Source organism: Paenibacillus spiritus, assembly GCF_008710135.1.
In the GTDB taxonomy this organism is placed as follows: Bacteria; Bacillota; Bacilli; order Paenibacillales; family Paenibacillaceae; genus Paenibacillus_AQ; species Paenibacillus_AQ glufosinatiresistens.
In genome coordinates this window covers 1-26,512 of record NZ_VYKK01000012.1, presented here as the reverse complement: position 1 = coordinate 26,512, position 26,512 = coordinate 1, and the positions used below count along the sequence as shown (strand labels likewise).

The following is a 26,512-nucleotide window of genomic DNA, read 5'->3' as shown; positions in this document are numbered from 1 at the left end:
TTCCCCCCGTAAATTCGAATTAAAGGCTAAATAAGCTTGAAAAAGCTCGTTTTCAGCATAATTGTTGAAGTTTCCCATCTTTCTCTACAGCAGCGGGGCTAAGAGTCCGCAAATCTCTTCTTTAAGCCGATCCTTGAACGGCCGCTGCCGGAACCGCTCCGGCTCTATCGGCTCGCTGTCCTCCAGATCCTGCCGGAACGCTTCGGCCAATTCTCCGATTCGTTCGGGACTGAACAGCAGCGCAATCAGCTCGAAATTCGTATACAGGCTTCGCATATCCAGATTGGCGCTGCCCACTGAAGCCGCCGTCTCATCGATGATCCATACTTTGGCATGCAGAAAACCCTTGCGGTACCGGTAGAAACGGACCCCCGCATCCAGAAGTTCTTCCACCTTCGATAAGGTTGCGTACTTGACCAGCTTGCCGTCGGCAACGCCCGGCAGAAGAATTCGGACGTCCACCCCTTTCAGCACAGCCGTCTTGATCTGAAGCGCCAGCGCCTGATCGGGTACAAAATAAGGCGTCGCGATCCACAGCCGCGACTTCGCCACAGAGAAGGCCGCCGATAACAGAGCCGGCAGCGCCTGCAAATCCTGATCGGGTCCGCTCGCAACAATCTGGACCGCTTCTCCGCCCTTCAGCCCGTGCGGCGGGAACAGACGGGGATGAAGAAGCTGCTCGCCGGCGGCGATCCTCCAGTCCCGAAGAAAGACGCGCTGGGAAGCATAGACTGCATCTCCGGTCATCTCCAGAAATGTATCGCGCCAGCAGCCCAGCTTCGGATCTCCCCCGAGATATTCATCGCCAATATTCAGTCCGCCGGTAAAAGCAATGCTCCCGTCTACCACCAGAATTTTGCGGTGATTGCGGTAATTGACCGCCCCTGCCGGAAGAGCCAGCGCGACCGGCAGGAAGAGATGAACCTTGACCCCTGCTGCCCGAAGCCCGTCCAGAAAGGATCGGCCCAGCTTCCGGGACCCGGTGCCATCCAGCAGCAGCCTTACCTTGACGCCCTGCCGCGCCTTGCGGATCAGCGCGGACCGGAACTGCTTCCCCGACCCGTCATCCCGGATAATGTACATCTCCAGATGAATATGCTCCTGTGCGCTCTCTATCGCCTCCAGCATCCGGTCATATGCCGTCTCCGCCGACGGCAGCACGCGGCTGGCGCTGCCCCTGGTGACCGGGTTGCCGCAGAGCCGCAGCAGCGGGCCAAGCAGTTCCGGGCAGCCATCCAGGCCCGGATTTCCCGTTCCCCCGGACGCCGGAGCCGTGAGCATCCGCAGCGGAAGCGTTTCGCTCCCGGCTGCTCGCTTCCGCTCTTCCCGGGCCCGGCGCAGTCTGTGTCCCCGCCGCCGGTAGGGCCATTCCAGCGCCGCATAGAGGAACAAGCCGAACAGCGGGAAGATCAGGATCAGGAAGATCCAAGATATTGCCCGCTCCGGCCGCCGGTATTCCACCAGAAACACGACTGCAAGCTGAATCCATAGCCATATGAGAAGAAGTGCAAGAATTGTCATGTCCCATGCCTCCCGTGTCTCGGTGCCTCCGTCCGGTATATACAGGTGTTGCCGAATCCGCTCTCCTTTATTCAGCCGGGGGGTGGCATGAGCGGAAGCGGAACGGAATACATAACTAATACAAGCCGCATACGCCAGAAAGGAGCCGCCATGAAGTCTGTTCCTTCTTCGCCCATAACGCTACTCATTCTGGGGGACGCCGATCGTCCGCTCAGGCAGTTCCGCATCAGCCGCTCGCTGGCGGTCATCCTCCCGGCCGCCGCTGTGCTGTCGATATCCAGCCTCGTTACCTCTATGCATTACCATGCCGAAGCCGCCATGCACCGTCTGGAGTCTCAGGCCGCCTCTCTGGAGCTGGAGAACCGGCTGCTCACTGCCCAATCGGCCGGCAAGGATCAGAGACTCGCTGCCCTGCGCGCAGAGGTAAGCGATCTGTCGCAGGAATGCTCCCGGCTTCGCGCCGGCCTGGAACGCATGGACGGGCTGGGAGAACGGCTGGGAAAGATCACGGGCGCCGAAGAATCGCCCGGGGATACCCGTCCGGCGGATTTCCCTGCCACCCATGAAGCTCCGGAAGGGATGGCGGGGCAGACCCCGGATACCGCCCGGCAGGTAATCGTCCGCATCGGCTCGTTCAGCGCCCGGTTGCCGGCGGTCTCTGCCGGCTTCGCAGCAGAGACCGGAAGCTATACAGCCGCCTACGAGACGGAAGAGAGCCGGAAGCTTGGCGAAGTCCGCGACGATCTGGAGGAATTGCGCCTCCTTCTGGACGAGGTGGCCAACCGCATGGCTGCCGCCGTGGCCGCCGGAGAATCCGCTCTGGAACAGAAGAACCGGACCGCTTCTGCGGTCTGGCCGACGCCGTCCCGGATCATTTCTTCCAGCTTCGGTACCCGTACCGACCCGTTCAACGGCACCTCCGCCTTTCACTCCGGCCTGGACATAGCCGGGAATGCGGGCGATCCCGTCTTCGCCGCACTGGACGGCACAGTGCTTCAGGCGGAAGAGAATCCATCTCGTGGCCGGTATCTTGTACTGGACCACGGCAACGGGCTGCATACCTGGTATATGCATCTGAGCCGTGTGGAGGTCAAGGCCGGAGCCGCAGTCCACCGGGGAGAGGTGATCGGACGGCTCGGAAGCACTGGAAGGAGCACAGGGCCGCATCTGCATTTTCAGGTCGAGAAGAAGAATACGCCCGTGAATCCGCTCGCCTATCTGGACGCCGCCGGACCATGAGCGTATCGAAACGGCGGACAGCACCAAAACACCCGTTCCAAGACCGGCAGTCGGTCTGGAGCGGGTGTAAAGGACGGAACCGGATGGGGCCGCTGTTTAGGCCGCCACGTCTCTTTTGGAGAAGACCAGCCAGGAGATCAGCATGAAGACCAGGTAGTAGACCGCCAGAACCGCGGCCGAGAAGCCGATTGTTACGCCTCCGGGGCCTGTACTCGAGTTCATGTACATTTGCAGATCCAAGTGGTTGAACAGCAGGTATTTGGCCCAGCTGTAATGGTCCGGGTTAAAGATTGCAATAATGATTCCATTCGCGAAGATCAGGAACAGGGACAGGCCAATCGACAGCCCGCTGGCCCGGAACACGCTGGACACCATAAAGGCAAGCGCCGCCGTGATGAACAACTGCACATAGGAGCAGGCTATGCTCGTCAGCATGTAGGTTGCCGGAGTCCAGTCGCCCTTCGTGTATCTGGTAATATCTCCGGTCTTGAACAGCAGAAACGAGGTTCCTAGGGCGAATACCGCCAGCAGCACCGTCGTCAGCAGACTGAACAGCACGACTGACAAATATTTGGACAGCAGGATTTTGGAACGGCTCCAGGGACGGATCAGCAGCAGCTTGATCGTTCCCCAAGAGAATTCCCCTGCGACCATATCCGAAGCGATAATGACCGTAAAGATGGAGTTCAGGAAGAACAGGACGCTCATCGTCATCTCGAAGCTCTCCCAGCGGCCCGGCCGGTTCCCGACGTCGCTCGCTGTATAGAACAGAACCGGAAGCGCAATGCCCAGCAGTACAAGCAGCGCCAGCATCACCCAAGTCCGGATACGGCTGTAGACTTTGATATTCTCGTTATGTAGCAGCGATGCAAAATTACCCAATGCCCTCACCTCCGGTCATTTGCAAAAATTGATCTTCCAGCGACACGGTCAACTCGCGGATTGCATACACCCGGAAGCCGGCATGGACCAGCCTTGCGTTCAGTTCCGGGATATCGGCTCTTGCAGCGGACAAGGTAACGCCTTCCGCTCCGGCTGTACCGCCGATCAGCGCTGCGGCTTCTTCGGGACGGTCCACTTCGAACCGGATATTGCGGGCCGCTTCAGCTGCGCCTTCCTCTTCCTTCAGCGACCGGACATCGACCAGATGACCGTTCTGAATAATCGCGACCGTATCGCACATCAGCTCCATCTCCGACAGCAGATGGCTGGATACGAAGACTGTCGTCCCTTCCTCCCGGCACAATCGGCGCAGATAATCGCGCAGCTCGCGGATGCCCTGCGGATCGAGGCCATTCGTCGGCTCGTCCAGAATCAGCAGCTTCGGCCGGTGCAGAAGCGCCTGGGCGACGCCCAGCCGCTGGCGCATGCCGAGCGAGTAGGTCTTGACTTTGTCATGGATTCGGCTCCCGAGTCCGACCAGCGCCACCACTTCGTCTACCCGCTTCTTGTCGACCCCTTTGACCATGCGGGCGTATTGAAGCAGATTCTGGTAGCCGGTCAGAAACTTGTACATCTCCGGGTTCTCGACAATAGCTCCGATCCGGGTGATCGCCTGCTCGAAGTTCCGGCGGATGCTCTGCCCGTCGATCAGAATGTCTCCCTCGGTAATCGAGATCAGTCCAACCATCATGCGGATCGTCGTCGTTTTGCCGGCGCCGTTGGGACCCAGAAATCCGAACACCTGTCCTTTCGGGATATCCAGGGTAAGACCATTGACCAGCGTCTTCGAGCCGATCTTCTTGGTCACGCCCTTCAGTTGGGCTACGAACTGCCTGTTCTCTTCTGCGTGCTGCATGTCTCCGCTCACTCCCCTCTCTGTGTGTCTTATTCTTCTTCCTCTCCTTAGACGGCCAAGCAGAGCCTCAACCCTGCATCGCCACTCTTGTTACGAGGAATTCCGCCATGAGGTTCCAGAAAAAAGAAAAAAACCGCAGCAATCCTTACGGAATTGCTGCGATTCTCCTGTCTCGGCTTTAAGGCCCTCTCTCCTCGGATCAGCCGCCGACGCGGGCCAGCTCTCTCATGTTCGCTTCAAAAGCGGCCATCAGCGCGGCTTCGCCGGTAAGGCCGGTCTCCTGAACCTTGCGAATCTGGCTCAACATCCGCTTGTAGTCCTTCGGAATGACACGGACGAAGCTTGGCAGGTTCTCCTGCCAGTTCGCCAGCACACGGCTTCCCAGGGCGCTGCCGGTCAGCTCGGCGTGACGGGCAATCATGTCCTGCAGCTCCTGCGCCTCTTCTTCATCCTCGACACGTTCCAGAAGGACCATCTCCAGGTTGCAGCGGCCGACAAAGCTGTTGTCCGGATCGTAGACGTAGGCAATGCCGCCCGACATTCCCGCCGCGAAGTTGCGGCCGGTTCCGCCCAGGACGACTACGCGTCCGCCGGTCATGTATTCGCAGCCGTGGTCGCCCACGCCTTCGACAACGACCTTCGCGCCGGAGTTGCGGACTGCGAAGCGTTCGCCGGCAATTCCGCTGATGTAGGCTTCTCCGCCGGTTGCCCCGTAGAACGCCGTGTTGCCGATAATAATATTCTCTTCTGCGGCAAAAGTAGCCTGCGGCGAAGGCTTCACGATCAGCTTGCCGCCGGACAATCCCTTGCCGACATAGTCGTTGGAGTCGCCTTCAACCGTAATCGTAATTCCCTTCGGCACAAAGGCTCCCAGACTCTGCCCGGCCGAACCGCTGAAGTTCAGGCGGATCGTATCTTCAGGCAGACCGGCCGCTCCGTATTTGCGCGTCACTTCGCTGCCCAGAATCGTTCCGACGGCGCGGTTGACGTTCGTGATCGGCAGCGACGCTTCGACAGCCGTGCCGTTCTCGATGGCCGGAGCCGCGATGGCGAGCAGTTGAGACATATCGAGCGTCTCTTCCAGGCCGTGGTTCTGGGTCTTGGTGCGGTGACGGGTGCTGCCTTCCGGCAGCTCCGGCGTGTGCAGCAGTCCCGATAGATCCACACCCTTCTTCTTCCAGTGGTAGGAAGCCTGAACCGCATCGAGGCAGTCCGTCCGCCCTACCATCTCCTCGATTGTGCGGAAGCCGAGGCTGGCCATGATCTCGCGGAGATCCTGGGCCACGAAGGTCATGAAGTTGACCACATGCTGCGGATCGCCGGTGAAGTTGCGGCGAAGCTCCGGATTCTGCGTGGCTACGCCCACCGGACAAGTATCCATCTGGCAGACCCGCATCATGATGCAGCCGACCGCCACGAGCGGAGCCGTCGAGAAGCCGTACTCCTCGGCCCCCAGCAGGGCTGCAACCGCCAGGTCGCGGCCGCTCAGCATCTTGCCGTCCGTCTCCAGAACCACACGGTCGCGCAGGTTGTTCAGCATCAGGGTCTGATGCGTCTCGGCAAGCCCCAGCTCCCAGGGCAGACCGGCATGGCGGATCGAGTTCATCGGCGATGCGCCGGTACCGCCGTCATAGCCGCTGATCAGGATGATGTCGGCACGGCCCTTGGCAACGCCTGCGGCGATCGTGCCTACGCCGACTTCGGATACGAGCTTGACGTTGATATTGGCACGGGGATTGGCATTCTTCAGATCATAGATCAGCTCCGCCAGATCCTCGATGGAATAGATGTCATGATGCGGCGGAGGCGAAATCAGACCTACGCCGGCTGTCGAGCCGCGGACCTCGGCGACCCAAGGATACACCTTGCGGCCCGGAAGCTGTCCGCCTTCGCCCGGCTTGGCGCCCTGCGCCATCTTGATCTGAATCTCGTCGGCGTTCACCAGATAGTTCGACGTGACGCCGAAGCGGCCCGACGCGACCTGCTTGATCGCACTGCGGCGGGAGTCGCCGTTGGCATCGGGAATGAAGCGCGCCGGGTCCTCGCCGCCTTCGCCGGTGTTGCTCTTGCCGCCGATGCGGTTCATGGCAATCGCCAGCGTTTCATGCGCTTCCTTGCTGATGGAGCCGAACGACATGGCTCCCGTCTTGAAGCGTCTCATGATCGCTTCCACCGGCTCGACTTCTTCCAGCGGAACCGGCTCGCCCGCCGGCTTAAGCTGCAGCAGCGACCGCAGGGTCATATGCTTCTGGCTCTCGCCTTGGACAAGCGCCGCGTATTTCTTGTACAGCCCGTAATCTCCGCTCCGTACGGATTGCTGCAGCAGATGAATCGTCTGCGGGTTGAACAGATGTTCTTCCCCGTCGCTGCGCCACTGGTACTCACCGCCCGAATCGAGCACCTTGTCGGTGCCGTCCTTCTCGGAGAAGGCGCGTCTGTGATGAGACAGCGCTTCGGCAGCCACTTCTTCGAGGCCGATGCCTCCAATTCGGGACGGCGTCCAGGTGAAGTAACGGTCTACGAATTCCGCCTTAAGTCCGACCGCTTCAAAGATCTGGGCGCCGCGGTACGACTGGATCGTCGAAATGCCCATTTTGGACAGAATCTTGACGACGCTCTTCGTCGCCGCCTTGATATAGTTCTTGACCGCCTTCTCATGCGAGATGCCGCGCAGGAGTCCCTGGCTGATCATGTCATCCAGGCTCTCAAAGGCCAGGTACGGATTCACGGCGCTGACGCCGTAGCCAAGCAGCAGCGCGTAGTGGTGCACTTCACGCGGCTCTCCGGATTCCAGCAGGATCGTTACCCGGGTACGCGTACCCTGACGGATCAGATGGTGGTGCAGGCTGGAGACAGCCAGCAGCGCCGGTACAGCCGCATTGTCCTTGTCTACGCCGCGGTCGGACAGAATCAGAATGTTATGGCCCTTCTCAATTACGCGGTCCGCCGCTTCGTTCAGACGATCCAGCGCGAGGCGCATGCCTTCTGCGCCCAGCTCGGCCGGGAACAGAATCGGGATGGTCATCGACTTGAAGCCGGCACGGCGAACATGGCGGATCTTGGCGAAATCCTCATTTGAGAGAATCGGCGTATCCAGCGCAATCTGGCGGCAGCTCTCCGGCTCCGGCTTCAGCAGGTTGCGTTCCGGGCCGATTGTTGTCGTCGTCGAGGTGACCAGTTCTTCGCGGATCGCGTCGATCGGCGGATTGGTTACCTGGGCGAACATTTGTTTAAAATAGTTGTATAAACGCTGCGGACGGTCGGACAGCACCGCAAGCGGCGCATCATAGCCCATCGAACCCACCGCTTCGGCGCCCGTGGAGGCCATCGGCTCCAGCACCTTGCGCAGATCTTCGAACGTATAGCCGAAGGACTGCTGCAGCTGCTGGACGTTGTCATGCTTCGGATTCGGCAGTTCCGGCGCGTCCGGAAGCTCATCCAGACTGATGAGATGCTCGTCGAGCCAATCCCGGTACGGATGCTCGGACGCAATCTTGGCCTTCACTTCCTCATCGGAAATGATACGGCCTTCCTTCGTGTCGACCAGCAGCATGCGGCCCGGTCTCAGGCGGTCCTTGTAGAGCACGTTCTCCGGCGGAATATCCAGGACGCCCGCTTCGGAGGACAGCACGATCAGGTCATCCTTCGTTACATAATAGCGCGACGGGCGCAGCCCGTTGCGGTCAAGAATTGCGCCGATCTGGATGCCGTCCGTGAAGCCCATGGCGGCGGGGCCGTCCCACGGCTCCATCAGCGTGCTGTGATACTCATAGAATGCCTTCTTCTTCTCGTCCATGGTCTCATGGTTGCTCCAGGGCTCCGGCACCATCATCATGGCGACATGCGGAAGCGAACGCCCGCTGAGATACAGGAATTCAAACGTATTGTCGAACATCCCTGTGTCAGAACCGTCCGGATTGATGACAGGCTTGATCTTCTCCAGGTCCTGGCCGAACACTTCGCTCTTGAAGAGCGACTGCCGGGCATGCATCCAGTTCACATTGCCGCGCAGCGTATTGATCTCGCCGTTATGGATCATGAACCGGTACGGATGGGCACGCTCCCAGCTCGGGAACGTATTCGTGCTGAAGCGGGAGTGGACAAGCGCAATGGCCGATTCAAAAGCTTCGTTCTGAAGATCGAGATAGAACTGGCCGACCTGCTCGGTGGTCAGCATGCCCTTGTAGACGATCTTGCGGCAGGACAGGCTGGGCAGATAGAAAGACTCGCCCTCTTCCACCTCGGCTTTGTAGCGGATGGCAAGCTCGGCCCGCTTGCGGATTACATAGAGCTTGCGTTCAAAGGCAAGTTCGTCCCGAAGATCTTCGGACCGGCCGATGAACACTTGGCGTACATAAGGCTTGGCCGCCTTGGCGGTCTTGCCCAGCATCTCATCGAAGGTAGGCACATCGCGGAAGCCGAGCAGCGTCTGGCCTTCCTCGGCGACAATGTTCGCCAGAATGGCTTCGTGCGCGGCACGGACGGTTTCGTTGTGAGACAGGAAGATCATGCCGACGCCGTAATGGCCCGGTTCCGGCAGTTCAAACCCGAGCGCCGCCGCCTCTGCCGAGAAGAAGCGGTGCGGAATCTGAATCATGATGCCGGCGCCGTCGCCGGAGTTCGGCTCGCTTCCCTGCCCGCCGCGATGCTCCATATTGATCAGCATCGTCAGGGCGTTCTGGACGATATCGTGCGAGGGCTTCCCTTTAATATGGGCCACAAAGCCCATTCCGCAAGCATCTTTCTCAAACTGGGGATCATAAAGGCCTTGTTTGGGCGGCAATTCGGTATGTCTCATCGTACGCAACCTTTCTATAATAAAGTGGGGCATTATTAATAATTATTCAGTTGAAGATTGGTTATATCATTTTATCATCGACCTAACATGAGCGCAATTTAAAGTTTTTTATGAGTTTGATTAACAACCGTTTTTGCGACACAGCTTTAATGGGCAAAAGCTTAAAAAATCTATACAATGAATATTTATGCATTACTTGCGAATAAGGACTTATGCAATGTAAGCGTTTAAAACCAACTTCGGGCAGAATCTCACATGTCTAAAACGCTTTCATTATAAATGCAAATCAAAAAGCGCCCCCGAAGGGACGCTTTTATCTTGTCGAATCTTGTTCAATTATACATTCATAACTTGTTCACTTTTCACACCGGCCTGCGTATCGCGGTTGCGGGTGAGGAAGTAGATGAGTGTAAGCGCCAGGAAGCCGACGGCGAAGATCGCCAGAATGCCGAGGTCGCTCCACATCGCGCTGTAGTCGCCGGTGGAAATAACCGACTTGAAGCCGCGAACGCTGTAAGTCATCGGCAGCAGCGGGTTCAGGCCCTTCATCCAGTTCGGAATCAGCTCCAGCGGGAAGGTGCCGGCGCTGGTCGTCAGCTGGAAGATCAGGAGGACGATGGCTACGAAGCGGCCAGGCTGATCCAGCCAGGTCACGAGCGCCTGAATGATCCACATGAAGGTCAGGCCCGTTACGAAGGTGAAGAGGAAGAACAGCGGCTTGCTGTGGACCTCCAGCTTCAGGCCGTAGAGAACGATAAGGGCGGCCAGCAGGGATTGAATCAGACTCATGCCTGTGAAGGTCAGCGTCCGGCTCATGAACCGGTTGAACCGGGTTGCGCCTTCGGCTTCGCTCTCGCGCATCGGCACCACAATCGTGCAGATCAGCGCGCCAACGAACAGACCGAGCGACAGGAAGTACGGAGTGAAGCCTGTTCCGTAATTCGGCACTGCATTAAGCGTCTTGGTCTCGACTTGAACCGGCTCGGCGAACATGCTGACCATCTCGTCGGTCTTCTTGACGTTCGCCGTCTGTGTAGCGGCGTCGCCAAGCTTCGTCGCCAGCTCCTTGGAGCCGTCCTTCAGCTGGTCGGCGCCGGTCTTCAGTTCCCCGGCTCCATCGGCCAGCTTCTGCGAACCGTCTGCAAGGGAGCTGATTCCGCCGCTGAGCTGGCCTGCGCCGCTCAGCAGCTTGGAGGTTCCGGCTTCAAGCGCTGCGCCCCCCTGGGCCAGCTTGGAGCCGCCTGCCGCCGCTTCGCCCAGCTTCGTTCCGAACTGGGTCATGCCGGCATTCAGCTTCGTGAAGCCTGCCGTCAGCTCGGACGCGCCGGCAGAGAGCTGCTTCTGGCCCTGCGCGAGCTGTCCCGCGCCGGTGTTGAGCTGCACGGCGCCGCTGTGCAGGCTGTCAATGCCCGCTGCCAGCTGCTTCGAGCCGGCGTTCAGGCTCTTCGCGCCTTCGGCCAGCTGCTGCGAGCCGGAGTGAAGCGCCGCTGCGCCTGCGGAGAGCTGCTGCTGGCTCTGGGAGACTTGTGCGCTGCCCTGAGCCACTGCCGCCGCGCCGGCGACCAGCTTCTGTACGTTCGGATCGGCCGCGAGCTGCGGATTGGACTGCGCCAGAGCCTGAAGGCCCTGGGAGAGGCTCTTCGCGGCATCGGCCACTTTGGCGCTGCCATCGGAAGAAGCCTTAAGCCCCGTTGCGAGCTGCCCGCTGCCTTCCACGGCCGAGTTCAGGCCGGTCGCCAGCTTGTCGGCGCCTGCGGCTACCGACTGGGCGCCGGTCTGCAGCTTCGCCGAGCCTTCTACGGCGGATTGCGTTCCGGCTTGAAGCTTCTGGGCGCCGGTCAGCGACTGCTGAAGGCCGGCGTTCAGTTTCTTGCTGCCTGCCGAAGCGCTGTTGACGCCGGCGGCCAGCTGCTTATGCGCAGCCGAGAGCTGCTGCAGACCCGAGGCCAGCGTGCCGCTTCCGGTCTTAAGCTGGGCGGCGCCGTTGTTCAGGTCGCTGACGCCCTTGGTGAGCGGCTGGACCCCGTCCAGCAGTTTGCCCGCTCCGTCCGTCAGCACCAGCAGATTGTCGTGCAGCTTGGCTGCGCCCTCGTCCAGCTTGCCGGCTCCGTCGGCAAGCTTGGAGGCGCCGCTTCCGGCTTCTCCCAAGCCGCCGGAAATTTCGGAGATTTTGTCGAGGACCGATTCGGTGTAGGCCTCGGTCACTTTTTCCGATACTTTCGTGCGGATATCCTTCACTGCCGTCGTTCCGATCTGAGCCGACAGGAAGTTGTAGCCCGCATTCGGTTCAAATACGATCTGTGCAGGCGTCGGATGCTCATCCAGCAGCGTGGTCGCCTTGGACGAGAAATCCTCCGGCACAATGATTGCCATGTAGTACTTGTTGTCGTCCAGGCCCGCTTCGGCCTCTTCGCGGCTGACAAAGTTCCATTGGAACCCGTCGGTCTTCTTCAGCTCTTCTACCAGATCCTTGCCGGCGTCCAGCTGCTTGCCTTCATACTGGGCTCCCTTGTCCTGGTTGACGACGGCGACGGGAAGCTCGTTCATCTTGCCGTACGGGTCCCAGAAGGCCTTCAAGAACAGACCGCTGTAGAGTACCGGAATGAACAGGACCACCAGCATCGGGATGAACAATTTCGGATTCCGAAACGCCGCCCTCATATCCTTGGCAAAAACGGATAATGATTTCATTCTGGTCTTCTCTCCTTATCTTATATGAAGCTTTTCTATTAGGGAAAAATTGTTATTCAGCAACACCAACTGACCGTTTTCCCCATTCAGTCAGTCAAAGCGACAAAAAAAGCGCCGTAACGGCTCTCCTCAGCCGGGGGCGGCTGCGCTTATGGCTTACCGCTGCTGCGTCACCCCGGTTCTCTGCGCTTCCAGCCCCTCAGCCAGAAACAAGTGAAAATACGTCTTGATCTGCTCCTTGTCCAGCGGCGCATTCAGCTTGTTGAGCTCTGCCGTCAGCACCACATAGAGCCGGAACATGACCAGTGAGACCACTTTGGGGTCGCACGGCTTGATCTCTCCCTGCCGAATGGCGTGCTCCACCTCCCGCTCGATGTAGCCCAGCACCAATTTCTCGATCTTGTCGAGTCCTTCCTGGGCTTGCGGCGTTCCCACCTCCCGGTTCTCCTGCGACAGCTTGATGAACAGCTCATGCTCGTCCCGGAATTCCAGGAGAGCGTCCAGGACACGGTGCAGGTTGTCGAAGAACGGCTTGTCGCGCTGAATTTCGCGCTCCGCGATCCCCTTCATCTCTGCCAGGACCGTATGAAGGATCTCATCGAACAACTGATCCTTGTTCGCAAAGAACGTGTAGATCGTTCCTTTGCCGACGTTGGCGATCCGGGCGATCTGATCCATGGTGGTTGCCTTGTACCCGAACAGCGAGAACGACTTGGCCGCCGCCTGAAGCACCTGTTTCCTTCGGTCTACCACTGCCATTAACCGCGCACGTCCTTTCTTCGCTCCTCAAGCCCGACGGGCCGCAGGAGCCGGGATTAAAAACTGACCAATTTACGCTTTTGGTCATTTGGTCATTCATTACTTTACCACCCTTATCTGCACTTTGCAAGATGCCTGTTGCAGAATTATTTTAATTTTTTGCAGTGTTTGGTCTTTCTATTTCCGTCTTATTTGTATAATGTGAGAAGTGCACAGAATTTTTGGACAAGAATAGCGTATAGTGGTTATTGAACGGTTCGTGCAATTCTATTGAAATGGAAAGCAGCGGGTGAGATTATGCGCAAGAAACGAGTGCTACTGTTTTCAGAGGGCTTCGGCACCGGCCATACGGCGGCGTCTCGTGCTCTGGCCGAAGGAATTCGCCGGCTGAACCCCGAGGTTCAGTGCCGTGTCTTCGAGCTGGGCAAATTTCTGAATCCGACGGTAGCCCCGTGGGTATTGTCGACTTATCGGGCAACTGTAAGCACTCAGCCTAAGCTGGTGGGACTTCTCTACAAATCCCAATATCATAATCCCTTGAGCCGCCTGACCCGGATGGCTCTGCACCGGGTCTTCTATTCGCGTGCCCGCCGGGTAATCGAACGGCTGAAGCCCGACCTCATCATATGCTCTCATCCCCTGCCGGCTGCAGTGGTCTCGCGTCTGAAGTCGCAAGGGCTGAATGTGCCCCTGTTCACGCTGATTACCGACTATGATGCCCACGCAAGCTGGATCAATCCGGAGACGGACCGTTATCTGGTCTCGACCTCCCGGGTCAAATCCATTCTGACCGGCCGGGGCATCTCCTCCGACGTTGTCGGCGTGACGGGCCTTCCGGTTCATCCGAAGTTCTGGACGTCCCCGATTAAGAAGGAGAGCCGCCGGGAACTCGGTCTGGCGGACATGCCGACCGTTCTGGTCATGGGCGGCGGCTGGGGCCTGATGTTCGGCAAGGAAATCATGGACGCTCTTACGTCCCGGATGGATCAGATTCAGTTGATCTTCTGCATGGGAAGCAACGACCGCATGGTCCGCCGGCTCAGCAGCGATCCCCGGCTGAACCATCCGAATGTGAAGATTCTCGGCTACAGCAGTGAAATTCACAAGCTGATGGACGCCGCCGACCTCCTGATTACGAAGCCGGGCGGCATGACCTGCACGGAAGGAATGGCGAAAGGCATTCCGATGCTCTTCTACAAAGCGATTCCCGGCCAGGAAGAGAAGAATTGCCAGTATTTCGTCAGCATCGGCCTCGGCGAGGTGCTGGATTCCGAAGCGGTGATCGACAAATGGTTCCGCCTGCTTCGCACGGACTACGCCGCCATGGAGGAACAGCGGCGCCGCAGGCTCGCCGCGCAGCGTCAGCAGTCCCCCTCCTGTGCGCTGTCCGTCCTGGAGCTGCTTGGATCGCCGCCCCGGCCGGCCGAGCAGCCGGCGCGGACTCCCCGGCCGCAGACTCAGCCACAGGCCAGGAGCGAAGAGCCGGCCTACGTGACTCCGTAGCCGGACCGGCCGCTCCGGCCATTCTCAACAGCCCCGTCGCCAATTCGGCGACGGGGCTGTTCGTTTTGGCGTAAATTCCCGAGCTACAGTTCCAGGCTCTCTCCCGGCAGCAGCGGGCACCCCTCGATGCCCTCCGATTTCAGGCGTCTGCTGAATTCGCCGGCGTCCTGGGCGATGGCCGGGAAGGTATTGTAATGTACCGGCAGAACCTTGTCGGCCCGCAGCCACTTGGCCGCAAGCAGCGCGTCGTCGGGGCCCATCGTCAGCATATCACCGATCGGCAGCGCCGCGAGATCAATGTTGTGGCGTTCGCCGATCAGCCGCATATCGCTGAACAGCGACGTATCCCCTGCATGATAGAATGTCCGTCCCCCCATATCCAGCACAATTCCCGCCGGTTCCCCCGCATAGATCCAGCTGTCCCCTTCCGTTATGGACGAAGAGTGCAGCGCCTGCGTGTACTTCAGGGTGAAATCGCGGTAAGTGCAGCCTCCCCCGATGTTCATCGGCATGACTTCAGCCCCCTTCTTCCGGCAGTACTGCGCCAGCTCGAAGGGCGCGAAGATCGGGCATTCGTTGGCAAGAGCGATTTCCACCGCATCTCCCAGATGATCGGAATGGCCATGCGTCAGCAGAACCGCGTTCACCTTGACGGCATCCGGAGAGATGCCCGACTTGGGATTACCCGAGAGAAACGGATCGATAATCACGGCGCTCTCGCCGCTCTCCGCCAGCACAGCCGAATGGCCGTAATACGTCACTTTCAACATTTTAAGAATCCTCCTCCGAAGGGCGCAGGATAGTTACTCTAATCCATTAACCGTTTTGGCAGGCTCTCTTATCTGTAAAAAGAATGATTGCCGATGGTCACGGCAAACTTGCGCGTGTGGTGAACCGTCAGATCCTGGGCCAGCCGAAGCGACAGAAAATAATAGGTGTCGTCGGTAACCGCCTTGACGCCGCTGAGCGCTTCATTCACGGCGCGGATGCTGTCGGCGTTGGGCTTGACACGCTGAAGACGCCCGTTCTGCACCGGGCTGAATTGGCTCTTCTGATAGATCACATCTCTAATGGTATCGGGAAAATTGGCTGACCGCAGCCGGTTTAGGACAACATTGGCGACTGCCACTTTGCCTATGTACGGTTCGCCCTCTGCTTCCGCCATCACAATTCGCTGAAGGAGAAGCAGATCCTCGCGAGAAACGCTGTAGCTCTCGGTTGCCCGGTCCTTCTGATCCGGGGTCAGCAGCTCGGTTCTCGTGAAGTATAAGATAGTGGGGGTATTGGCCTGGACGGCCGTCTTGGACTTCTGCGCGGCTTGTCTGGCGGCTGCCTGTGCCTTAACCTTGGCCTGCCGCTGCGCCTGCGCGATTGCGGCCTGGGCCGCCTGTTCCTTCTTGTCCCGGTCACTCTTCCACTGGTCCAGCACCTCTGCCGCCGGGCGGGTCTCCCATATTCGGGTTCCCGAGGTCTGAGCGGGCAGCAGCGACAATTCGCTTAGCTGCCGGTCCCGTCCCGGCTGACTGGCTCGGATGCCGCCCGGCGATTCCTTCATGGCCGCAGGCGCCGCGGATACCGGCTTCGCCTCCGCCCGGCCCCCCTGAAGCCGGTTCATCGTGACGCGGTCCCCGTATTCCCCGCCTCTTACGCGCGGCTGAAACAGAATTATGGAAGAAAAACACACCAGAATAACGCCGACAAGCAGCGCTACCCAGCGGTTTTGTCTAAATATAAGCATGATATTCCTCCCCGATTTTCGACACATTCCTATTCTATGTAACCGAAAAGGGGAGGTTTGAAAACTTCAACCGTTTATTTGGAAGTATTTAATGAAAATTCAGCAATCGTTTCATACATCGGAACAGCCCCCATCCGCGTAGCCAGCAGCACCATCCGGTCCGCCTCCCACAAGCCGCCCTCTTCGTCCAGGACGCGCTCGACCGCTGTGCGAAGCTGTTCCAAAGCCTGTCTGTTCTCCGGGCCTCCGCGAAATTTCCGCGCCAGGGTGACATGCGGACTGTACGCCCGCTCCTCTGCGCGGAACCCGAGCGGTCCGGTGGCGGCGGTAACCGCCCGCTGAAGCCCGGCCAGGCGGTCCTGTTCCCCCTCGACGCCGGCCCAGAGCACCCGGGGCGCCTCCGGCCTTCCGAAAGAGCCGGTCCCGGCCAGCCGCAGCCGGAACGGAGACGACTGAAGGGCGGCCCGCTCCAAGGCGCGGGTAAGCCCCGGCACGGCAGCGGTCTCGGTGTCTCCCAGGAACTGGAGCGTAATATGATAATCCTCCGGGTAAGGCCAGCTTGCGAACAACGAACGGGCCGGACCGAAGCGGCAGACCGCGCCCAGCGGCTCCAAAAGCCGCTCCGGCAGACGGATGGCAGTGAACAATCGCATTTTCTCCATCACATTTCACCTTTCTTTCGCAATTTGCTATCCTAGGATGGATAGAGAAGCACCCGGAGAGGAGAATCCCCATGTCCAGATTGATCGTAAGCCTACACGCCCTCAACGAGAAGCAAAAATCCCTAATCCTCGAGGCTGCGCCCGGTTACCGGCTCGAAGAGACCCGCGCCGATTCGCCCGACCCTGCGCTTCTGGCGCAAGCGGAGATTCTGATCGGCTGGGGCAAAGGCATTGCCGGCCATGTGCTCGCGGAAGGAACGCCCCTCCGCTGGGTGCAGTCCTGGTCGGCAGGCATCGACCGGATGCCGCTGGATCGCCTGCGGGAACGGGGCGTCTTCCTGACCAATGCCAGCGGCGTGCATGCCGAGCCGATCGCCTCGGTGATTATCGGCTTTATGCTGCTCTTTGTCCGCGATTTCCATACGGCGGTCCGCAATCAGGAACGCCGGCTGTGGCAATCGTCCGGCGCCGAGAGCGAGTTGACGGGCAAGACGGCCGTCATTGCCGGAACCGGCCGCATCGGGGCCGAGACCGCGCGGCTCGCCAAGGCGTTCCGCATGAAGACCGTCGGCGTCCGCAGCAAGGCCGAGCCGGTTCCCGGATTCGACGAGATCCGGACCACCGGACAGCTGCGCGAAGCGGCCGCGGAGGCCGACTTTGTGATCAATACCCTCCCGCTCACCGACCGTACCCGCAGTCTGTTCGACGCTTCCGTCTTCTCCGCCTTCAAGCCGGGCGCTTACTATATCAGCATCGGCCGCGGCGGCACCACGGTAACGGACGATCTGATCGCGGCTCTTCACAGCGGACGGCTCGCCGGAGCCGGACTGGACGTGTTCGAGCAGGAGCCGCTGCCGGCGGACCATCCGCTCTGGGCCATGGAGCAGGTAGTCATAACCCCGCACAGCGCAGGCAATACGGACCGGTATGCCGACCGGCTGGCCGATATTTTTGCCGGGAATTTAAAAGCTTATGCCGCCACAGGAACGCCGGACCTCAATCTCGTCGATTACGAACGCCAATATTAAGCCGGCGGCTGAAGCACGTTCCCGTCCCGGCTCCCGGCCGCCGCTTAGCGGCAGATCCAGATGAACCGGGTCAGGCTGCTCTTGGATACGGCGCAGCTCTCTTCTACTCGGAAGCCCGCCTGTCCGATCTCCCGCTCAAGCGGCTGTGTGGAGACGATTACCGCCCGGCCGGTCAGCCGGCGCAGCGCCCGCAGCATCTCCAGCGCTTCCTCCGGCGGCAGCACGGAGCACAGATTATAGGGCATGTCCAGAACGGCCGCATCGTACGTCCCCTCCAGACTGCGCATATCCGCCAGCCGGACGGCATCTTCGGGGTAGCCGAAGTGCCGGAGGTTGCCGCGGGCTCCGCGGACAGCCAGCGGGTTCAGATCGCAGCCCGACATCCGGACGCCCATGCTAAAGCCTTCAATCAGCACGTTGCCCATTCCGCAGCAGGGGTCGATGACCCTCTTCTGCTCCGGATCGGGGACGGCCAGATTGACCAGCGAGCGGGACAGCCCGACTCCAAGACCGGTGGAGTACGGATGCGGCTTGATGCGCCGCGCCTGCCAGCTCCGGTCGGCTTCCCGGTACGGGCCGAAGGCATAGACCCCGCCGCGCCGCACGATGCCGTAGACCTGCCCGGGCGAGCGCAGATCGGCTCGGCCCCGGATACAGCGGCCTACCCGGCGCTCCAGTTCCAGCCGTTCCTCGTAGCTGCCTTCGCTTTCTCTGGGGCAGCTTACCCGGAACGATGTTTCGCCCGGCGGAAGCTCGGCCGCGAAGCGGCAGATGTCCTCGACCGAGCCGGAGGCCGACCACACTTCCATGACGCCGGACAGATACGGGCTTCGGCCGGGGTTCACCGCGGCTGCGGAGGACCGGATGCCCGCCGAACTGCGGTCCGCATTTCCCCCGCTGCCTTCTTCCCCTTCCTCTCCAAGCAGAACCTTCAGCTCCAGCCGGCAGAGTTCGCTCTCGGTCTCATGGCTGCGGTAGAAATAATAATAAATCGGTTCCAATGGGTTCATCGCGTTGCAAGTTCCTCTCCTCCGCCGTGAATGCTAATCGAGATCGTAGATCGAGCCGACCTTCAGGCCGAACAGCTCGTTGTAGATTTTCTCGGCGAACGCGTCGGTCATTCCGGCAATATAATCAATCACCATATGCTCCCAGGTCCAGATCGGCCGCGCCTGCTTCTGGTCCTTCTCGAACCGCTGCAGCCAGTCGGTCGGGATGATCGCCTTGGAGGCGACCGGGTCCAGGAATGCGCTCCACAGTCGCCGGATAATCCATTCGCTGCGCTTCTGCAGCCGCTGAACCCGCAGATCGCGGATCATGGTGACCCAGGCAAAGCTCTTCAGCACGCTTACCGTGCGAAGCAGATCCTCATCCTCGGCCCCGTCCTTGACAAAAGTAACCTTCTTCCAATCCCCGTCGGAGATTACGCCGAGACTGGCCACGAAGGTGCTGACCCAATATCCTTTGACTTCGCGCCGGGTGCGCGAATAGTCGTTCTCGCAGACCGGCATCTTCTCCTTCCAGACGCGGAGGAACTCGGTCAGCACCGCTTCCGCCTTGCGCCGGATCTGTTCGTCGCTCCACCCTTCCCAGAAGAAATCCTCCAGCGTCAGCACCTTCTCGACAATCAGGCGCAGCGTGTAGGGGTCCTGAAGAAAATACTCATGGACCTCAATCTTCCCGGCCTTAATGCCGTCTTCGAGATCATGGGCGGAATAGGCGATATCGTCGCACAGGTCCATCAATTGGGCCTCCAGCGTTTTTTTGCCGTCCGGAATTCCCCAAGCTCCCCGAATCTGCGAGATGTACTCCCACTCGTGCAGGTACATGCCTTTCTTCAGCACCGTTCCGGGGAACGGGTATTTGTTGATCCCCAGCAGAACGGCATCGGACAGATTGAGTCCGTCGAAATTCTCCCGTTTCTCCAGGAACATAATCAGCCGGAAGTTATGGGCATTGCCCTCAAAATGCTCGTATTTGGTCTTCATGCGCGCGCGGATCGCTTCCAGCCGTACCGGGTCCGCCCCCGTCTGCGCCGCTTCCTGCAGCGTCTTCTCCTCAATCAGCTTCTCCAGAATGCTGTCCAGCACCTCTTCGCCCTTGTGGCCGAACGGCGGATGGCCGAAATCATGGGCGATGGCCGCGCATTCCACAACCTCGGGGTCGATCACAAGTCCGGGATTGTCGGCTTGTCCGGTCTCGACCTCCGGGTAAGCGCGCAGCAGGCTCTTCGCCGCTTCCCGCGCAATCTGGGCCACCTCCAGCGAATGGGTCAGCCGGGTGCGGTAATAATCGCCGGTGCCCGCGCCGAACACCTGGGACTTGCCCTGAAGACGGCGGAAGGTCGGCGAGTGAATCAGCCGGGAATAGTCCCGCTCATAGACGGCACGCGAAGTTTCCAGCCGGGCAGCTTCCGGGTATTGCCGGTGCTCCCGCTCCTGAAATCTGGTCATTTGAAGCCACCCCCTGATCGGTCTGTTCGTTATAGTAATTCATTATAAGGGATTTTCGGTCAAAGTTTCATCCTCTATACAGGTGGAGGTTCCTCAATTGCAGCCCCCGGTTAAATCGGGTAGTCTTAGAAGAGGATGCACTGCCGCCAAGGAGGCTGATGAACCGTGCCCGAAGAGGTTTCCTATACAACCGAAGAGGTCGCCAAGCTGCTGAAGATCTCCAAGCTGAAGGTATATGATCTGATCAAAAAGGGCGAGCTTCCCTCGTACCGGGTCGGCAAGCAAATGCGCGTGGACGCTTCGGATCTCGAGCTGTACAAACGCCGCTCCCGGGAAGGCGGCGCTCCGCCGCTGCTTCCGCTCCCGCAGGCGCCTTCCGCCGGGCAGGGCCTGCCGCCCTGGCAGCAGGCTCCGGGAACGAACCGCGCCGGCCTGCGCGATATCGTCATCACCGGCCAGGATATGAGCCTCGACATTCTGGCCCAGCATCTCGAACGGTCCTCGCCCTCGATGCGTCCGCTGCGCTCCTACGCAGGCAGTCTCGACAGCCTGATCTCGATGTACCGGGGAGAGTCCGACATTGTCAGCACCCATCTGCTGGACGGAGATACGGGGGCCTACAACCTGCCTTATGTACGCCGGCTGCTCGTAGGTCTTCCCTTCCTGATAGTCCGGCTGCTGACCCGGAGCGCGGGCCTGTACGTCGCCAAGGGCAATCCGAAGGGAATAACCGGGTGGGAGGATCTTGCCCGGAGCGGATATGTGCTCGTCAACCGCGAGCGCGGCTCCGGCGCCCGCGTTCTGCTGGACGAGCAGCTCCGGCTGCTCGGCCTCTCCTCCCGCGGAATCGAAGGCTACCGCACCGAAGAGACGAGCCATCTGGCAGTCGCAGCCAAGGTGGCGCGCGGAGAGGCGGATATCGGCGTCGGCACCCTGAAGGCCGCGAAGATCGTCGAAGGCGTCAATTTCATTCCGCTCATTGAAGAAGAGGTGGATCTGGTGATGATCAGGAGCGAGGAGAACGAAGGCTGGATTCAATCGGTGCTCGGCATCCTTCGGTCTCCCGCCTTCCGGCAGGAGCTGAGCGCTATCCACGGCTGCGATACCGGGAAGGCCGGCACCATCCTCTATGAAGCGGAATACCGGCAGGACCGGAGCGCAAGCGCCGAATGATCCGTCTCGCCGTCCACAGCAAAGGCCGCCCCTGCCGGGACGGCCTTTCTGCATAGCGGTCAACCGCCGCAGCCCTCGGATGGCCCGCCGGGCCTACCGGGTCCGGTTCGCCGCCAGCAGCATGAGAAAGGAGAGCAGCAGAGCCGCCCCCACCCAGAGCCAGGCCATGGCCATGCTGCCTCCGTCCACGGCGGTATAGATCGCGGCGGGAAGCGTCTGCGTCCGGTGCGGAATATTGCCGGCTATCATAATGGTCGCCCCGAACTCGCCCAGTCCCCGGGCAAACCCCAGCATATAGCCGGTTGAGAGCGACCGGCTCGCCAGCGGCAGCGTGACATAGCGCAGCACCTGCCACTCCCCGGCTCCCTGGGCCCGGGCGGCGTCTTCCAGATCACGGTCCACTTCCTCGAACCCCGCCTTCACCGTCCGGTACGCCAGCGGAAAAGCGACCACGACCGCTGCGATCACCGCCGCGCCCCAGGTGAACAGAATCGGCTGGCCCGTCCACTGCTCGTAGAGACGCCCGAACCGGCTCTGCCGGCCAAGTGCCACCAGGAGAATGAACCCGACTACTGTAGGCGGCAGGACCAGAGGCAGCAGCAGCAGCGTCTCGATCACGGTTCTTCCCGGGAACCTGCGGTGCGCCATTACCCTGGCCGCCGCGGCGGCCAGCACAAAGACAATCACCGAAGCGGGGATGGCTACCTTGACGGATATCCAGACAGGCGCCAGAAATTCGCTCCAGTCGATATTCATCGCTCCCCCTGGCACCGTCAAGGCAGCTGAAACCCGAAGGAGACGAACACATCCCGGGCAGGCTTGGATTGCAGATAGGCGTAGAATGCCTTCGCCTCTTCCGCATGCCGGGTTCCCTTGACGATTCCGAGCGGATAACGAATGGATTGCCGGTCCGGAAGACTAACGGCAAGCGCAATTTTCACTTTGGAAGAGCCTGCCGCATCGGTCTTGTAGACAAAGCCGGCATCCACGCTGCCCGTCTCTACATAAGAGAGCACCTGACGGACATCCTTGGCGAAGATCAGCTTGTTCTGAATCGGCTTCCAGATTCCCTTCGATTCCAAAGACTGTCTGGCGTACTGCCCGGCCGGAACCGATTCAGGCTGCCCGATGGCAATCCGCTTGAAGCCTTCTTCTTCCAGCTGCCGGATCGTGTTCAGGCTTCCCGTTCCCGAATGGGCCGGGACAACGACGACAAGCTGATTCTTCAGCACATCCGTCCGGGTCTCCACCAGGCCGCCCTTCACCAGCGCTTCCATCTGCTTGTCGCCGGCCGAGAAGAAGAGATCGGCCGGCGCGCCCTGCTCGATCTGCTTCTGCAGCGTTCCGGAAGCGCCATAATTGAATACCAGATCGATGTCCGGATGAAGCTTCTCGTACCGGCTCTCGATCTTCTCCAGGCTGCCTTGCAGACTCGCTGCGGCGGATACAAGCAGCTCCGTCTTTCGGGCCGCCTCCGCCTCGCCGCCGGACGTCAGCATCCGTACCGCCGCTGTCAGCAGCAGGGCTGCCGCGAGCGCCGCGCCAGTCAGCTTCATGCTCTTTCCCATTTCCCATCCCCTCCGGACTCTATTTATGGTTTGGTATGATTTAGAAGCCATTCTATCACGCATAAATCCGATTTTTCTATAGATATCATTATATTTGCATCTATTTCATGATATTTGGTTCGCTGCCCAATTACGCTGGATGCAGGCACAAAAAAAGGCTGCGCTTTATTTATAAAGCGACAGCCATACCTCCAGTTGGTGCTTCATTAATTCCCGGTAATAATAGGGTTCCATAATTTCGGCTTCCTCTTTGAACTGGCTAATCCAGTTGAAGAAAGCATTCGACCGCTCCGGCTCGACTTCAAAATGAATCATTCGGGATTCATTGTCGCTTCGCACCGGACGGAACGGTTCCGCATCGGCCTCGAGCCGCTTCCATAATCCCGGCGTTGCCCTGATTCGGAAGGCGAGACGCAGGCTGTCAGGCTCCAGCGACCATTTCTCCCGGATAAATGCATCCAGATTGAAAGGCTCGGGCGTGAATTCCCGGCTCAGAATACGGACCTGGGACAGCTGCTGAATCGGGTAACTGCCCACGCTCCCTTCCGGGCGCGCGCGGCCGACCAGATGAAACTGCCCTTCCAGGTACACAACGAAGTACGGCTCCAGTTCGAAGAAGGCTTCTTCGGCGGCCGCCTCGGAATATTCCGCCCGGATGCTTCTCCGCTTCAAGGCAGCCGTAAGCACAGCCATCAGGGCGGGCGGAAGAACTTCCTGGACCGAAAGGCCCCGTTCTCCCGAGAGCGGCGGCCCCCCCTCCTTGCGGTTCTCCGTCCGCTCTTCCCGGTCTGCGCGATACTTGTAGCCCGCGGCCAGCACCTTCTCGTAGGCGCTCTCAAAACTGTCCGGGATATACGGCTTGATGGCATCCAGATTCTCGCTGAACTGCGAGAACGCAGCGGCTTCTTCCACCGACCAGTCCAGCGGGTACAGAGCAAAGTTGCCGATAAAGGTGTATCCTTTCCCATGCCCCAAATGGGTGATCGGAATATGCATGGCGCTCAGGGCGTCCATATCCCGATAAATCGTTCTTTCGCTGGTGCCGCACCGCTCGGCAAGTTCCCGCGCCAGGATGCCAGGCTTCGCCTGAACGAGTGTAATGATGCGCATCAGACGAATCAGTCTGTCCGTCATTCTCAATCTCCTTGCATCTAGTAAAATAGACTTATAATCCTGTTGTAAATGAACAGAGAATACGAAACCATCTGGTGAAGGCAGAAGATCAACTAGATCTATTGTACTATTTTACCATAAGAAAAGCGTGTCTTTTTACCCCTCTTATTAATAACTTGTGAATATAGTCCTATTCGCGAACATTTTGTTCTCTTCAGACGCATTCCAGCCTCCGTTCCCATGCCGCCCCTTCGTGTTCCGGCTGCGGCAGCATGGCCCGCGTCTGGCCCTGCCGGTACAGCCACTCCGCTTCCTGGAGCAGCGTCTTGTCTCCGGAACGAACCGCCATAAGCAGCAGCCGGTCTCCCTGCCTGCGGATTTGCTCGATCCTCTTGTCATAGGGCAGCAGACAGTCCGGAGACAGAAATTCTTCCAGCAGCCGCCGGACCCGGAGAAGTTCGGTCTGCTTCTCTACATAGAAAGACCCCGGCTCCGATAGAACGCCGGTATGGACGCTGTGCTGAACCTTCAACCGGTGCACGGGCAGCTCCCGCATTCGGCTTCCGGCCGGGTGCCGGTACCGCCACTGAAGCCAGACGGCTTCGCGGTCGCCGGCCGGCATCCCCTCCAGTTCAAGCTCCACGGCCAGTTGTTTCTGCTTGCCCGCTTGCAGCGAACCGAACTCGTAGCGGAGCAAGGGAGCGTTTTCATCTGTCTCACAGCGTCCGCCTATGCTGTCGATCAGACGCACATGCGGCTCCAGCCAGACATCCAGTTCAATTCCTTTCGCCGCAGTACGGTGCTTCTCTTCCGCGTTCGGTGCCGGGTGCGTGCTGTTAATCTCTATCAGAAGCGTAAGCCGGCCGGCTCTTCCCGAGAACAGCGCATCGTGGCTCCAGGTATAGACCGGTTGAATGCTGGCCTGCATACGTCCACCTCTTTCTTGGTAAGGGACACGGGTTCGGGAAAAGTTATTCCGCAACTTCCTGTCTCTTCTATTAATATACCAATATTGGCGGACAACTCCTTGTCACGGAATGTATGTTCTCCTGTGAATATCGACATAAATCTGCAAATTCTTCTGTCGTGTCACATCCTGTATTATTCGGAGTGCACAGGTGTGGTAAATTATATAGGAGGAACTTAATGAATCAGAAGGACGGTGATTGGCATGAAGCCCAGAATCCGGGCAGCCTGTCAGGGTTTATCCACCGCATTGATCCTGGCGGCGGTTCTTGTCTCGGCGCCGTCTGCCGCCAGCGCCAATTATTTTAACGACATTTATAAAGGGCTGGAGAAATTCTCCGAGCTTCCAAGCGATGTGAGCGAGCTTCAAGAGAGCTATAAGGAGACGATGAATGAACTGGGCGAGACGAAAGAAAGCCTGGATCAGACACGGTCCGAACTGAATGAAGCCCGGACGGAAATGGAAACCTACCGGAACCAGAACGCAGAGCTCCAGGAGCAGAACCGCCAGCTGACGGCCATGATCGGCGAACTTCGCGATGACCGGGCAGCGCGCGAGAACTATATTCACCGGCTCAAGGTAACGGTCTTTACGGGACTTGGACTGATTGCCGGCTATTTCATTCTGATCCGGCTTGTGCGCTTCGGCATGCGGGGCCGCTCCCGCCGGGGAGACCGCATCCGCTGATCTGCGGCGGGGCCAGAACAGGAACGGAGGCGCTCATGAGAGTTGAGATACAAGCCGAAAGCGCGGACGCCAGCGGACAGGCCCTGGCATTCACGCTGGAAGAGCAAGAGGAAATTCATGTGCTTCATCCCCAGCAGATTATTGCTTATCAGGGACCGTCGTCCGGGCGTTCGGACCGGTTCATGGATGTCAAAGGGATGTACCGGAAGCGCAAGCTGATCCGTGCGGACATGTCCGGACCCTGCCGGTTCACGGCAGCGCTCCCTCCCGGCTACCGGGTGAAGACCATCGAGCTTACAGGGGAAGAGGATCTGCTCTATGACTTCCGGCATCTCTTCTACTACAGCCGGGGAATTGAGATGCAGACCCGGGTGCTCAGCATGAAGAACATGCTCGTGACCCGGGATGTGGTCAAGGTCAAGTTCTCGGGCCGGGGCAGCATCGGCCTGCTGACGGAAGGAACGGTCTGCGAGGCGGTTCTTGATCCCGACGAGCCGCTCTATGTCGATGCCGGGAGTGTCATTGCCTATCCGGAGAACGCCAGGCTGGAGCTGACGGTATACGGCAACCATCTGGCGAGCCAGCACATGAGCTACCATTGGAAAATGACCGGCCGCGGCTCCGTGCTCTTTCAGGCCGGACGCCAGAGCCGGAGGTTCGAGCGGGACAACGACGACGACGGCATTATCCGGCGTTTCCTGAGGGAAGCTCTTCCCTTCGGGGGAGTCTTCATTAAATAGCGGCTGGCTTCCTTGCTGCGGCAAGTCAAAAGAGGCTGTCCCAAAAGTAGATATTTCTAAGCTGAGAGGGACCA

The 26,512-nt window shown here is 59.5% G+C and carries 21 protein-coding genes; 6 read left to right on the top strand and 15 right to left on the bottom strand.

Translation table 11 applies throughout. From position 1 onward, the window contains the following. Positions 1-84: 84 nt before the first annotated feature. Positions 85-1,521 (bottom strand): cardiolipin synthase, encoded by a 1,437-nt coding sequence (gene cls, locus F4V43_RS09210; RefSeq protein ID WP_150457958.1) that lies wholly within the window; start codon positions 1,519-1,521, stop codon positions 85-87. Positions 1,522-1,671: 150 nt separating this feature from the next. Here cls and F4V43_RS09205 point away from each other — a divergent pair, with 150 nt between their 5' ends. Further along, positions 1,672-2,760 (top strand): M23 family metallopeptidase, encoded by a 1,089-nt coding sequence (locus F4V43_RS09205; protein WP_191089535.1) that lies wholly within the window; start codon positions 1,672-1,674, stop codon positions 2,758-2,760. 96 nt (positions 2,761-2,856) lie between these two features. On the opposite strand, the gene F4V43_RS09200 is transcribed toward F4V43_RS09205, so the two are convergent. The 5 genes from F4V43_RS09200 to F4V43_RS09180 form a co-directional block, all read right to left on the bottom strand. After that, positions 2,857-3,651: an ABC transporter permease gene (locus F4V43_RS09200; protein WP_317983777.1), complete on the bottom strand. Its 795-nt coding sequence runs from the start codon at positions 3,649-3,651 to the stop codon at positions 2,857-2,859. Beyond that, positions 3,635-4,558: an ABC transporter ATP-binding protein gene (locus F4V43_RS09195; RefSeq protein WP_150457955.1), complete on the bottom strand. Its 924-nt coding sequence runs from the start codon at positions 4,556-4,558 to the stop codon at positions 3,635-3,637. Before F4V43_RS09195 ends, F4V43_RS09200 begins: the two co-directional genes overlap by 17 nt. 199 nt (positions 4,559-4,757) lie before the next feature. After that, positions 4,758-9,356, bottom strand: a complete 4,599-nt coding sequence (gene gltB / locus F4V43_RS09190; RefSeq protein ID WP_150457954.1) for a glutamate synthase large subunit — start codon at positions 9,354-9,356, stop codon at positions 4,758-4,760. Between the two features lie 336 nt (positions 9,357-9,692). Then, entirely contained in the window at positions 9,693-12,047 is a 2,355-nt protein-coding gene (locus tag F4V43_RS09185; RefSeq protein WP_150457953.1) for a YhgE/Pip family protein, read from the bottom strand. Positions 12,048-12,203: 156 nt separating this feature from the next. Continuing rightward, positions 12,204-12,806: a TetR/AcrR family transcriptional regulator gene (locus F4V43_RS09180; protein WP_150457952.1), complete on the bottom strand. Its 603-nt coding sequence runs from the start codon at positions 12,804-12,806 to the stop codon at positions 12,204-12,206. Between the two features lie 297 nt (positions 12,807-13,103). Here F4V43_RS09180 and F4V43_RS09175 point away from each other — a divergent pair, with 297 nt between their 5' ends. Beyond that, positions 13,104-14,309: an MGDG synthase family glycosyltransferase gene (locus F4V43_RS09175; RefSeq protein WP_150457951.1), complete on the top strand. Its 1,206-nt coding sequence runs from the start codon at positions 13,104-13,106 to the stop codon at positions 14,307-14,309. A gap of 83 nt (positions 14,310-14,392) precedes the next feature. Here the strand turns inward: F4V43_RS09175 and F4V43_RS09170 are convergent, their stop codons facing one another. From F4V43_RS09170 to thpR, 3 genes are all read right to left on the bottom strand, one after another. Continuing rightward, on the bottom strand, positions 14,393-15,076 hold the full coding sequence (locus F4V43_RS09170; protein WP_150458115.1) for a metal-dependent hydrolase: 684 nt from the start codon (positions 15,074-15,076) through the stop codon (positions 14,393-14,395). 71 nt (positions 15,077-15,147) lie between these two features. Further along, positions 15,148-16,047: a cell wall hydrolase gene (locus F4V43_RS09165; RefSeq protein ID WP_150457950.1), complete on the bottom strand. Its 900-nt coding sequence runs from the start codon at positions 16,045-16,047 to the stop codon at positions 15,148-15,150. A 74-nt stretch (positions 16,048-16,121) separates the two neighbouring features. After that, positions 16,122-16,709 carry an RNA 2',3'-cyclic phosphodiesterase gene (gene thpR / locus F4V43_RS09160; protein WP_150457949.1) on the bottom strand — a complete coding sequence of 196 codons (588 nt, stop codon included), beginning with the start codon at positions 16,707-16,709 and terminating at the stop codon, positions 16,122-16,124. A gap of 71 nt (positions 16,710-16,780) precedes the next feature. On the opposite strand from thpR, the gene F4V43_RS09155 reads away from it, so the two are divergent. Continuing rightward, positions 16,781-17,737 carry a D-2-hydroxyacid dehydrogenase gene (locus F4V43_RS09155; protein WP_150457948.1) on the top strand — a complete coding sequence of 319 codons (957 nt, stop codon included), beginning with the start codon at positions 16,781-16,783 and terminating at the stop codon, positions 17,735-17,737. Positions 17,738-17,781: 44 nt separating this feature from the next. Here F4V43_RS09155 and F4V43_RS09150 read toward each other — a convergent pair whose 3' ends face one another. Both F4V43_RS09150 and F4V43_RS09145 read right to left on the bottom strand, forming a co-directional pair. Continuing rightward, positions 17,782-18,747 (bottom strand): TRM11 family SAM-dependent methyltransferase, encoded by a 966-nt coding sequence (locus F4V43_RS09150; RefSeq protein ID WP_150457947.1) that lies wholly within the window; start codon positions 18,745-18,747, stop codon positions 17,782-17,784. Positions 18,748-18,780: 33 nt separating this feature from the next. Next, complete coding sequence (locus F4V43_RS09145) at positions 18,781-20,190, bottom strand: deoxyguanosinetriphosphate triphosphohydrolase family protein (protein WP_150457946.1); 1,410 nt, start codon at positions 20,188-20,190, stop codon at positions 18,781-18,783. Between the two features lie 165 nt (positions 20,191-20,355). Between F4V43_RS09145 and F4V43_RS09140 the strand changes: the two genes are divergently transcribed. After that, on the top strand, positions 20,356-21,363 hold the full coding sequence (locus F4V43_RS09140; RefSeq protein ID WP_150457945.1) for a helix-turn-helix transcriptional regulator: 1,008 nt from the start codon (positions 20,356-20,358) through the stop codon (positions 21,361-21,363). A 93-nt stretch (positions 21,364-21,456) separates the two neighbouring features. Here F4V43_RS09140 and modB read toward each other — a convergent pair whose 3' ends face one another. From modB to F4V43_RS09120, 4 genes are all read right to left on the bottom strand, one after another. After that, positions 21,457-22,119 carry a molybdate ABC transporter permease subunit gene (modB, locus tag F4V43_RS09135; protein WP_150457944.1) on the bottom strand — a complete coding sequence of 221 codons (663 nt, stop codon included), beginning with the start codon at positions 22,117-22,119 and terminating at the stop codon, positions 21,457-21,459. Between the two features lie 17 nt (positions 22,120-22,136). Continuing rightward, positions 22,137-22,931 (bottom strand): molybdate ABC transporter substrate-binding protein, encoded by a 795-nt coding sequence (gene modA, locus F4V43_RS09130; RefSeq protein WP_150457943.1) that lies wholly within the window; start codon positions 22,929-22,931, stop codon positions 22,137-22,139. 165 nt (positions 22,932-23,096) lie between these two features. Beyond that, complete coding sequence (locus F4V43_RS09125; protein ID WP_150457942.1) at positions 23,097-24,065, bottom strand: helix-turn-helix transcriptional regulator; 969 nt, start codon at positions 24,063-24,065, stop codon at positions 23,097-23,099. 193 nt (positions 24,066-24,258) lie between these two features. Continuing rightward, positions 24,259-24,972, bottom strand: a complete 714-nt coding sequence (locus tag F4V43_RS09120; protein WP_150457941.1) for a hypothetical protein — start codon at positions 24,970-24,972, stop codon at positions 24,259-24,261. A gap of 243 nt (positions 24,973-25,215) precedes the next feature. Between F4V43_RS09120 and F4V43_RS09115 the strand changes: the two genes are divergently transcribed. Continuing rightward, the gene (locus F4V43_RS09115; RefSeq protein ID WP_150457940.1) at positions 25,216-25,698 is read left to right on the top strand and encodes a coiled-coil domain-containing protein; all 483 of its coding nucleotides are present in this window, start codon (positions 25,216-25,218) and stop codon (positions 25,696-25,698) included. Between the two features lie 35 nt (positions 25,699-25,733). Next, positions 25,734-26,438 (top strand): AIM24 family protein, encoded by a 705-nt coding sequence (locus tag F4V43_RS09110; RefSeq protein ID WP_150457939.1) that lies wholly within the window; start codon positions 25,734-25,736, stop codon positions 26,436-26,438. The last annotated feature ends 74 nt before the right edge of the window (positions 26,439-26,512 follow it).

Excerpts from the sequence above, each read along its gene's own strand:
- F4V43_RS09205 (WP_191089535.1), top strand. The coding sequence starts at position 1,672 with ATGAAGTCTGTTCCTTCTTCGCCCATAACGCTACTCATTCTGGGGGAC.
- F4V43_RS09165 (WP_150457950.1), bottom strand. The coding sequence starts at position 16,047 with ATGCTTATATTTAGACAAAACCGCTGGGTAGCGCTGCTTGTCGGCGTT.
- F4V43_RS09125 (WP_150457942.1), bottom strand. The coding sequence starts at position 24,065 with ATGACGGACAGACTGATTCGTCTGATGCGCATCATTACACTCGTTCAG.
- cls (WP_150457958.1), bottom strand. The coding sequence starts at position 1,521 with ATGACAATTCTTGCACTTCTTCTCATATGGCTATGGATTCAGCTTGCA.
- gltB (WP_150457954.1), bottom strand. The coding sequence starts at position 9,356 with ATGAGACATACCGAATTGCCGCCCAAACAAGGCCTTTATGATCCCCAG.
- F4V43_RS09120 (WP_150457941.1), bottom strand. The coding sequence starts at position 24,972 with ATGCAGGCCAGCATTCAACCGGTCTATACCTGGAGCCACGATGCGCTG.
- F4V43_RS09150 (WP_150457947.1), bottom strand. The coding sequence starts at position 18,747 with ATGAACCCATTGGAACCGATTTATTATTATTTCTACCGCAGCCATGAG.
- F4V43_RS09180 (WP_150457952.1), bottom strand. The coding sequence starts at position 12,806 with ATGGCAGTGGTAGACCGAAGGAAACAGGTGCTTCAGGCGGCGGCCAAG.
- F4V43_RS09185 (WP_150457953.1), bottom strand. The coding sequence starts at position 12,047 with ATGAAATCATTATCCGTTTTTGCCAAGGATATGAGGGCGGCGTTTCGG.
- modB (WP_150457944.1), bottom strand. The coding sequence starts at position 22,119 with ATGAATATCGACTGGAGCGAATTTCTGGCGCCTGTCTGGATATCCGTC.
- F4V43_RS09175 (WP_150457951.1), top strand. The coding sequence starts at position 13,104 with ATGCGCAAGAAACGAGTGCTACTGTTTTCAGAGGGCTTCGGCACCGGC.
- F4V43_RS09155 (WP_150457948.1), top strand. The coding sequence starts at position 16,781 with ATGTCCAGATTGATCGTAAGCCTACACGCCCTCAACGAGAAGCAAAAA.
- modA (WP_150457943.1), bottom strand. The coding sequence starts at position 22,931 with ATGGGAAAGAGCATGAAGCTGACTGGCGCGGCGCTCGCGGCAGCCCTG.
- F4V43_RS09115 (WP_150457940.1), top strand. The coding sequence starts at position 25,216 with ATGAAGCCCAGAATCCGGGCAGCCTGTCAGGGTTTATCCACCGCATTG.
- F4V43_RS09145 (WP_150457946.1), bottom strand. The coding sequence starts at position 20,190 with ATGACCAGATTTCAGGAGCGGGAGCACCGGCAATACCCGGAAGCTGCC.
- F4V43_RS09110 (WP_150457939.1), top strand. The coding sequence starts at position 25,734 with ATGAGAGTTGAGATACAAGCCGAAAGCGCGGACGCCAGCGGACAGGCC.
- thpR (WP_150457949.1), bottom strand. The coding sequence starts at position 16,709 with ATGGAGAAAATGCGATTGTTCACTGCCATCCGTCTGCCGGAGCGGCTT.
- F4V43_RS09195 (WP_150457955.1), bottom strand. The coding sequence starts at position 4,558 with ATGCAGCACGCAGAAGAGAACAGGCAGTTCGTAGCCCAACTGAAGGGC.